This is a genomic window from Roseovarius halophilus (ex Wu et al. 2025) (genome assembly GCF_047086965.1).
This window is the reverse complement of the sequence record NZ_JBKOTX010000251.1, coordinates 1-6879: the sequence shown is the minus strand read 5'-3', so window position 1 is coordinate 6879 and position 6879 is coordinate 1. Positions and strand designations below refer to the sequence as shown.

The window sequence follows — 6879 nt, the reverse complement described above, 5'->3', positions numbered from 1 at the left end:
CCAGAACCCCTCGGGGTCCGAGACCGAGGCCGCATACATCTCGTCATACCGCGCCGCATCAACATGCGCCCGCGATACGGTCTCCGCGGAGGGGGGATATGTGGTGGCGGGGTAAGTGGTGGACATGTCTTCTCTCCCTTGTCTTGGAGGGACCGCGCGGTTGTCTCCGGCAACCGGGTCCGCTCCGTCATGTCTGCGCCGCCTCGGCGGGCGACGCAAGGGGGCACGCGCTGCGCCCGCCCCCGTCAGATCGCGAGGTATTTGGCGCGCAGGGCCTCGTCGTCGAGCACCTCTTGCGCCGAGCCGTCGTAGACGACCTTGCCGATGTCGAGGATCACGGCCCGGTCGGCCAGTTTCAGCGCCGCCACCGCGTTCTGTTCGACGATGATCGTGGTAATGCCCTGGTCGCGGATCATTTCCAGCGTCTTGGCGATCTCCTGGACGATGACCGGGGCCAGCCCCTCGTAGGGCTCATCCAGCAGCAGCACCTTGATGTCGCGGCACAGCGCGCGGGCGATCGACAGCATCTGCTGTTCGCCGCCCGACAGCGTGGTGCCGTCCTGGCCACGGCGTTCCTTGAGCCGCGGAAACAACTCGTAGACCCGCTCCAGGGACCAGCCGCGGGGCGGGGCGATCTGGGCGAGCTTGAGGTTCTCCTCGACCGTCAGGCCGGGGATGATGTTGCGGTCCTCGGGGACCAGCGCGATTCCGTTGCGCGCCGCCTCGAAGGACTTCATCTCGTGCAGCGGCTGGTGGTCGAGCCAGATTTCCCCGTGCATCAACTCTGGGTTGGCCATTCGGGCGATGGTGCGCAGGGTCGAGGTCTTGCCCGCCCCGTTGCGCCCCAGCAGGGCAAGGATTTCGCCCTCGTGGATGTCGAAGCTGACACCCTGGACGATGTAGCTCTCGCCGTAATAGGCCTGGATGTCCCAGATGCTGAGATACTTGGCCGAGGTCGCAGCCATGTTCCGGTTCTTGTCGAAGGTCCCGTCGCGGGACAGGTGGTCAACGTGGGTCACTGTACGGCTCCTCAGACCTGGGCTTCGCCGAGATACGCTTCGCGCACCTTCGGGTGGCCCTTGATGTTGTCGGGCGTGTCCTCGACCAGCGGCGTGCCCTGGGCCAGCACCGTGATCCGGTCGGCCAGGCTGAACACGACGTTCATGTCGTGTTCGATGATGGCCATGGTGACGCCGCGGCGATTGCGGATTTCGCGCAGCAGTTCGATGGTGTTCTCGGTGTCGGCGCGGGCCATGCCCGCGGTCGGCTCGTCCAGCAGCAGCAGCTTGGGGCTCTGGACAAGGCACATGGCCATTTCCAGCCGGCGCTTGTCGCCGCGCGACAGTGAACTGGCCAGCATCTCGACCTTGTCCGACATCCTGACCTCGGTCAGCATCTCTCGCGCGCGCTCGATGACCGACGCCTCGCTGAACACCGATTCGATGGCATGCATGCGGAAGGCCCCGTCGCGCCGGGCGAAGACCGGGATCAGCATGTTTTCCAGCACGGTCAGATCGCCGAAGATCTCGGGCGTCTGGAACACGCGGGAAATGCCCATCTGGTTGATCTCGTGCGGCTTGCGCCCCAGCACCGACTGGCCGTCGAACATGACCGAGCCGCTGTCGGGGATCAGCTTGCCTACCAGGCAGTTGAGCAGGGTGGACTTGCCCGCGCCGTTGGGGCCGATGATGGCGTGGACGGATTTTTCCTCGACCGAGAGGGTCACGTCACCGAGGGCCTGCAGCCCGCCGAAGCGCTTGTTGACGCCACTGACTTCAAGGATACCCATTGGACTTTCTCCTTATTCGGCGGGTTTCGTGCCGTCGGCCTTGCCGGCCTCGGACGGAGTGGACCTGCGGCGGAACAGCCCCAGCAGCTTCTGACCGCCCTGAAGCAGGCCGCCGGGCAGGAAGATGATCACCAGCATGAACAAGATACCCAGCGTCAGGTGCCAGCCCTTGCCCACGAAGGGATAGACCAGCGACACCATGACCTCCTCGAAGCCGTCGGGCAGGAAGGCGAACCACTCGTGCAGGATGTCCTTGTTGATCTTCGAGATGATGTTCTCGAAATACTTGATGAATCCCGCGCCCAGCACCGGCCCCAGCAGGGTGCCCGCGCCACCCAGCACTGTCATGATGACGACCTCGCCGCTCGCGGTCCAGAACATCCGCTCGGGGCCGACCTGGGTGTCCATGGCCACCATCAGCCCCCCGGCCAGGCCCGCGTACATCCCGGAGATGACGAAGGCCGCCAGGGTGTAGGGTTTGGGGCTCAGGCCGGTGTAGTTCATGCGCTGCTGGTTGGACTTGACCGCGCGCAGCATCATGCCGAAAGGCGACCGGAAGATGCGGATCGACAGGTAGAAGGCCAGCAGCATGGCCACCGCGGCGATGTAATAGCCAAGGTTGAAGGTGAAGGCCCAGCCGCCCAGGACCAACTCGTGGCTGGCGCCCATGTCGAAGCCGAAGAAGCTGGCCCGGCCGATCTCGCCCTCGGCGACGTTGCTCAGCAGCGGCGAGTCGGTGTTCTTGACCTGCAGGCCGGTCTCGCCCCCCGTGAGCGGGGTCAGCACCGAATAGGCCAGCGCGTAGGACATCTGCGCGAAGGCCAGCGTCAGGATCGAGAAGTAAATGCCCGAGCGGCGCAGCGAGATGAACCCGACCAGCATCGCGAAGGCCCCGGCCACCAGGATGGCGAAGACGATCGCGGGAACGACATCAAGCGCAAAGAGCTTGAGCGACCAGATCGCGGCGTAGGAGCCGACCCCGAGGAAGGCCGCGTGCCCGAAGGACAGATAGCCGGTCAGCCCGAACAGGATGTTGAAGCCGATGGCGAAGATCCCGAAGATCACGAAGCGCTGCATCAGGTCCGGGTAGCCCGCGTTGAACTGGGCCATGCCGGACTCGACCGGGAAGGGGTTGAGGATGAAGGGCGCCAGCAGGGTCAGCCCCATGACGACCAGGAACAGGGTCGTGTCGGTCTTTTTCAGTCCAAGCATGGCTTAGTCCTCCATCACGCCCTTGCGGCCCATCAGGCCCCTCGGACGGGTCAGCAGAATGATGATGGCAACAAGGTAGATGATGATCTGGTTGATGCCCGGAAGCCTGTCGACCATCCACGGCATCGAGGCGAAACTTTCCAGGATTCCCAGCAGGAAGCCGGCCGCCACGGCGCCGGGCAGACTGCCCATGCCGCCGACGACGACGACCACGAAGCTGAGCACCAGAAAGTCCATGCCCATGTGGTAGTTGGGGGCGACGATGGGCGCGTACATCACGCCGGCCAGGCCCGCCACGGCCGCCGCCAGCCCGAACATGAAGGTAAACCGCTTGTCGATGTCGATGCCCAGCATGCCGACGGTTTCGCGGTCGGCCATGCCGGCACGGACGACCATGCCGAAGGTGGTGAACTGCAGAAAGCCGAATACGGCGGCGATTATGACGCCGGCGAAGAGGAAATAGACCAGCCGCCAGTAGGGATACATGATCGTGCGCGGCTCGAAGCCCAGCCAGGCCCCGAAATCGAGACTGCCCGCAAAGGCTTCGGGGGCCGGGGTCTGGATTGGGTTGGCCCCGAAGAAATACTTGACGACCTCCTGCAGCACGATGGCCAGCGCGAATGTCACCAGGATCTGGTCGGCGTGCGGGCGCTTGTAGAAGTGCTTGATCAGGCCGCGTTCCATGATGAAGCCGACGCCGATCATGACCGGGATCGCGAAGAGGATCGAGATCGGCACCGCCCAGTCCACGATGGTGGCCCCGGCGGCCTCGCCGAACCAGTCGTAGACATAAGGTTGATCCCGCGTCAGCGGGTTGCCGAGAAAGTCCGTCTCGCCCGGCACCGCGACCTCGTGACTGGCCGACAGGATGCGCGACATGATCACCGCGCAGAAGGAGCCGAGCATGAACAGCGCCCCGTGGGCGAAGTTGACGACACCCAGGGTGCCGAAGATGAGCGTGAGCCCGAGCGCGATGAGCGCATAGGCCGAGCCCTTGTCGAGCCCGTTGAGTATCTGGACGATGATCTGATCCATGGATCCGGCTGCCTCTTTCAGGAGGGTAGGGGACCGGGGGCCGCCGGCGCGGCTGCGCGCGGCCCCCGGTCAGAGGGTCAGGGTCTGCGACAGGCGCCGATCAGGCGCCGTTGTTGCAGGTGCCCAGCGACGCGTCCGCGCCGCCCATCTGCGGGTGATCGGGCGCGTAGGTGACCTGATCGACCGGGGTGACCTCGACGACTTCCAGCAGGTCGAACTCGCTCTGCGGGTTCTCCTTGCCGCGCACGACCAGCACGTCCTTGAAACACTGGTGATCCTCGGCCCGGTAAAGGGTCGGGCCGTTGCCCAGCCCGTCGAACTCGAAGCCTTCCAGCGCCTCGCCCACGGCGCAGGGTGCGAAGCTGCCCGCGCGGCTGACCGCGTCGGCATAGAGCAGCGTCTGCACGTAGCAGGTGTGCGCCGCCTGGCTGGGCGGGAAGCCGTACTTCTCGCCGAAGGACTTGACGAAGGCCTGGCTGCCCTCGTCCTGCAGCGACCAGTGCCAGTTGGTCGAGCCGTAGATGCCCTTGACGTTGGCCCCGGCCCCGCTGGCCATCAGGCGCGAGTAGAGCGGCACGACGATCTCGAAGTTCTTGCCGTTGGCCTCGGCCTCGCGCAGGCCGAACTGCACCGCGTTGGTCAGCGAGTTGACCATGTTGCCGCCGTAGTGGTTGAGCACCAATACGTCGGCACCCGAGTTGAGCACCGGCGAGATGTAGGAGCTGAAGTCGGTCTGCGTCAGCGGCGTCTTGACGGCGTTGACGGTTTCCCAGCCCATGGCCTCGGTCGAGGAGCGGACGGCCTCTTCGGTGGTATAGCCCCAGTTGTAGTCGGCGGTCAGGTGATAGGCCTTGCGGTCAGTGCCGTATTCGGACGCCAGCACGGGTGCCAGCGCCGCCCCCGACATGTAGGAGTTGAAGAAGTGCCGAAAGCCGTTGGCCTTGCGGTCCTTGCCGGTCGTGTCGTTGGAATGCGTCAGGCCGGCCATGAAGATGATGCCCGCCTCCTGGCAGAGCGCTTGAACGGCCACGGCCACGCCCGAGGACGACCCGCCGGTGATCATCACCGCGCCGTCCTTCTCGATCATCGAGCGCGCCGAGGCGCGGGCGGCGTCGGACTTGGTCTGGGTGTCGCCGGTGACGTATTCGACCTTCTTGCCCATGATGCCGGTGCCATCCAGCGCCTTGGACGAAAAGGTGTTGAGCATGCCGCCGTCGCCCTCACCGTTCAGGTGCTCGACCGCCAGCTCGTAGGCGCGCAGCTCGTCCGCGCCCTCGTCGGCGTAGGGGCCGCTCTGGGGCACGTTGAAGCCCAGCGTCACGGTGTCGCCGGTGGGCGCGTTGGTAAAGCCGCTTTCCTGCGCGCGCAAATAAGTCGGCAGCGTCAGCCCGGCGCCGGCAATAGCCCCGGTCTTGAGCACACCACGGCGCGTGAAGTTCGAATTGGACATTGATATCCTCCCTTTGTGAGCCATGCCCCGGGCCTCCTCGCCCGGTGCACGAAACGCACGAATGCGTGGCAAGAGTATTCGGGCGGCAAGAAAACTTCTCAACAAGGCTATCCAGCGACACATCTTTTTTGTAAAATATTAGACGCGGCAGTGCAAAAATATGTAAACGAATTTTCTCGCACCCGCAGAAATGCGATGGAATCGTTGTTGGAATCACAATGCCCGAGCGTCAACTGACCGGAACCCGCCTGCGCAATCGCCGGATCGACCGCGGGATGAAACAATCGGCCCTGGCCGAAACCGTAGGCATCTCGCCCTCCTACCTCAATCTGATCGAGCACAACCGCCGCAGAATCGGCGGCAAGTTGCTCTCCGACATCGCCCGCGAATTGGACGTGGACCCCGAGACCCTGGTCGAGGGCACCGCGCGCGCCGTGCGCCTGCCCCTGCAGGAGGCCGCCGCCGAGTTCCGATCTGCCGCCCCCGAAGACAACCGCATCGACGAGTTGGTCGCGCGCTTTCCCGGCTGGGCGGCGCTGATCGGCGCCCAGCAGGACCGCATTGCCCAGCTCGAGGCGCGGGTCCAGCGCCTGACCGACCGTCTGACCCATGACCCCCAGGTGGCCAGCGCCCTGCACGAGGTGATCTCGACCGTGACCGCGATCCGCTCGACCGCCTCGATCCTCAACGAGTCCGAGGACCTTGACCGGGATTGGCAGGCACGGTTCCACCGCAACCTGGACAACGACAGCCTGCGCCTGTCCGAAAGCAGCCAGGCGCTCATGGGGTATCTGGACATGAACGCCGATGCGGCCGCACAGGTGCAGTCGCCATTGGAGCTGGCCGAGGCCGAGATGGCGGCGCGGGGCTACGCCTATCCCGAGCTGGAGCGCGGCGAGGCCACGCCAGAAGACCTCAGCGCCGATTTGCGCGACCCGCGCGCCCGCCAGATCCTGCGCAACTGGCTGACCGTTTTCGCCGATGACGCCCGGCACCTGCCCGCCGCGGCCTTTGCCCCTGCCGCGCATCGGGTGGCGCACGATCCGCTCCGCCTGGCGCGGCTCTTCGAGCAGCCACTCGACCGGATTTTCCGCCGCCTGGCCGCGCTGCCCGAGGACGACGGCCATCCGGTGACGGGCCTTGCGGTCTGTGACCAGGCCGGGGTGGTGGTGTTCCAGAAACCGGTGATGGATTTCAACCTGCCGCGCGCCGGGGCAGGCTGCCCGTTCTGGCCGGTCTTTCAGGCGCTGACCCAGCCGGGGCGCCCGGTGCGTAGGCGGTTGGCGCTGCCCGATGTCCTTTTTCTTGAATGGCTACCCGCAGATTGGGTGCGGGATTGCCCGAAAATTCTTTGGAAATTTCAGAGGCCCCAATTTTCCCGCAACTATGGCCT

General features: G+C 65.2%; 6 protein-coding genes. 1 reads left to right on the top strand and 5 read right to left on the bottom strand.

Annotated elements, in window-relative coordinates:
• Positions 1-245: 245 nt before the first annotated feature.
• From ACH107_RS28520 to ACH107_RS28500, 5 genes are all read right to left on the bottom strand, one after another.
• Entirely contained in the window at positions 246-965 is a 720-nt protein-coding gene (locus tag ACH107_RS28520; RefSeq protein ID WP_310691697.1) for an ABC transporter ATP-binding protein, read from the bottom strand.
• 65 nt (positions 966-1030) lie between these two features.
• Positions 1031-1789 (bottom strand): ABC transporter ATP-binding protein, encoded by a 759-nt coding sequence (locus tag ACH107_RS28515; RefSeq protein ID WP_412509120.1) that lies wholly within the window; start codon positions 1787-1789, stop codon positions 1031-1033.
• A 12-nt stretch (positions 1790-1801) separates the two neighbouring features.
• The gene (locus ACH107_RS28510) at positions 1802-3001 is read right to left on the bottom strand and encodes a branched-chain amino acid ABC transporter permease (RefSeq protein WP_412509119.1); all 1200 of its coding nucleotides are present in this window, start codon (positions 2999-3001) and stop codon (positions 1802-1804) included.
• A 3-nt stretch (positions 3002-3004) separates the two neighbouring features.
• Positions 3005-4036, bottom strand: a complete 1032-nt coding sequence (locus ACH107_RS28505; RefSeq protein WP_412509118.1) for a branched-chain amino acid ABC transporter permease — start codon at positions 4034-4036, stop codon at positions 3005-3007.
• 100 nt (positions 4037-4136) lie between these two features.
• Positions 4137-5486, bottom strand: coding sequence for a substrate-binding protein (locus ACH107_RS28500; RefSeq protein ID WP_412509117.1), 1350 nt, complete (start codon positions 5484-5486; stop codon positions 4137-4139).
• Positions 5487-5704: 218 nt separating this feature from the next.
• Here ACH107_RS28500 and ACH107_RS28495 point away from each other — a divergent pair.
• A partial coding sequence (locus tag ACH107_RS28495) for a helix-turn-helix domain-containing protein (protein ID WP_412509116.1) occupies positions 5705-6879 on the top strand: 1175 nt, incomplete at its 3' end.

What these genes read in the sequence shown, in the direction of transcription:
- ACH107_RS28520 (WP_310691697.1), bottom strand. Translation starts at nt 965, where the DNA reads ATGGCTGCGACCTCGGCCAAGTATCTCAGCATCTGGGACATCCAGGCC.
- ACH107_RS28515 (WP_412509120.1), bottom strand. Translation starts at nt 1,789, where the DNA reads ATGGGTATCCTTGAAGTCAGTGGCGTCAACAAGCGCTTCGGCGGGCTG.
- ACH107_RS28510 (WP_412509119.1), bottom strand. Translation starts at nt 3,001, where the DNA reads ATGCTTGGACTGAAAAAGACCGACACGACCCTGTTCCTGGTCGTCATG.
- ACH107_RS28505 (WP_412509118.1), bottom strand. Translation starts at nt 4,036, where the DNA reads ATGGATCAGATCATCGTCCAGATACTCAACGGGCTCGACAAGGGCTCG.
- ACH107_RS28500 (WP_412509117.1), bottom strand. Translation starts at nt 5,486, where the DNA reads ATGTCCAATTCGAACTTCACGCGCCGTGGTGTGCTCAAGACCGGGGCT.